2 protein-coding genes are annotated in these 1,832 nt (G+C 39.8%); one reads left to right on the top strand and one right to left on the bottom strand.

Annotated elements, in window-relative coordinates:
- Positions 1 to 71 precede the first annotated feature (71 nt).
- The gene (locus DBR11_RS28170) at positions 72 to 461 is read left to right on the top strand and encodes a hypothetical protein (RefSeq protein ID WP_108555863.1); all 390 of its coding nucleotides are present in this window, start codon (positions 72 to 74) and stop codon (positions 459 to 461) included.
- A gap of 107 nt (positions 462 to 568) precedes the next feature.
- Here DBR11_RS28170 and DBR11_RS28165 read toward each other — a convergent pair whose 3' ends face one another.
- Positions 569 to 1,741 (bottom strand): acyl-CoA dehydrogenase family protein, encoded by a 1,173-nt coding sequence (locus tag DBR11_RS28165; RefSeq protein ID WP_108555862.1) that lies wholly within the window; start codon positions 1,739 to 1,741, stop codon positions 569 to 571.
- Positions 1,742 to 1,832 lie beyond the last annotated feature (91 nt).

Here is a 1,832-nt window from a genome sequence, read left to right as displayed (position 1 = left end):
GTGCTTAACATCACCAAACTTGGTATAATTATATATGAATAATATGTAAATTAGCTTATATATATAAACTTATGACAACAGGAAAAAAAGTACTTACTTACGGTATCATCATCGCTGTACTGGTGATTGGCTCGCTTGCCTACTATCATTATTTCTTTGTTTTAGGAGAAGGCGTCAAATCCGGAGAACTCAATTATGTAGTAAAAAAAGGATACTTATTTAAAACCTATGAAGGTAAATTGATCCAGTCGGGAATACAATCCAAGCAAATAGGCACCTTACAATCCAACGAATTTGAATTTTCAATTGCCGATCAGAAACTCGCAGAACAATTGATGTCCAACAGTGGAAAAGTATACCAGTTACATTACAAAGAATACAATTCCAGTTTACCCTGGAGAGGTTTCAGTGTATTTGTAGTAGACAGCGTTGTCTCTTCTCAAAATGCACCACAGCTCTAAAAACCCCCATATAAAGACATAAAAAAACCGGTGATCTTTTGATCACCGGGTGCTTGAATTTTATATTTGGTTAGAATATGCTGGTTTAAACAAATTGCGGATACAAGTTATGCATTTAAAACTTCTCTTGCAATAACTATTTTCTGAATTTCTGAAGTTCCCTCTCCAATGGTACACAGCTTGCTGTCACGATAAAACTTTTCTACCGGAAAATCCTTCGTATAGCCATAGCCACCAAAGATTTGTACAGCTTCCGTAGAAACACGGACCGAAACTTCCGAAGCAAAATATTTTGCCATGGCTGCCTCTTTGGTCATCTTCACACCACGGTTCTTCATATCCGCAGCCTGCCTAATCAGCAAGTCCGCAGCTTCAATCTCTGTAGCCATATCCGCAAGCTTAAAACTGATCGCCTGGAAACTGGAAATCGGTTGCCCAAACTGATGACGCTCTTTAGAATATGCCAGCGCAGCTTCATAAGCTCCCTTCGCAATCCCCAAAGACAAAGCCGCAATAGATATCCTTCCTCCATCCAGTACTTTCATCGCCTGTTTGAAGCCATCACCTATATGACCAAGGAGATTCTCCTTAGGTACCCTGCAATTGTCAAAGATCATTTCAGTTGTCTCTGACGCACGCATTCCCAATTTATTTTCTTTTTTTCCTGCAGAAAAGCCAGGAGTACCTCTTTCTACTACAATCGCAGAGATTCCCTTAGAATCCCCTATTTCACCCGTTCTCACCATTACAACGGCAATATCACCAGATTTACCATGAGTAATCCAGTTCTTCGAGCCATTAATTACATATTCATCCCCATCAAGTGTTGCAGTGGTCATCATACGCAGCGCATCAGAACCTGTATTTGCTTCTGTCAATCCCCAGGCACCGATCCATTCTGCGGTAGCCAATTTAGGAAGCCATTTCGCCTTCTGTTCATCATTTCCAAAAGCCAGGATATGGCCCGTACACAATGAATTGTGAGCTGCAACCGACAAGCCAACAGATCCGCAAACTTTTGCTACCTCCACAATTACATCTACATACTCCTGGTACCCAAATCCCGATCCTCCATAAATCTCAGGAACCAATACCCCCATCAATCCGAGTTCACCAAGTTTTTTAAAAACCTCTACCGGAAAATACTGCGATTCATCCCATTCCATCACATTTGGACGGATGTTCCGTTCCGCAAAATCTTTCACCATTTTCCTAATCATCTCCTGATTTTCAGAAACTGTAAAATTATATCCTAACGAACTATCTAGCACTTCTTGCATGTTTTATTATTGAATTTGAGCAATTATAATTAAATAAATCAACAGCATCACTAGAAAAATATTCTCCCAAAAACAGAACAAAATGGTATTT

It is taken from the genome of Pedobacter sp. HMWF019 (assembly GCF_003061025.1).
Lineage (GTDB): Bacteria > Bacteroidota > Bacteroidia > Sphingobacteriales > Sphingobacteriaceae > Pedobacter.
Note: the sequence above shows the minus strand (reverse complement) of the source record. Positions and strands in the feature narration are given on the sequence as shown.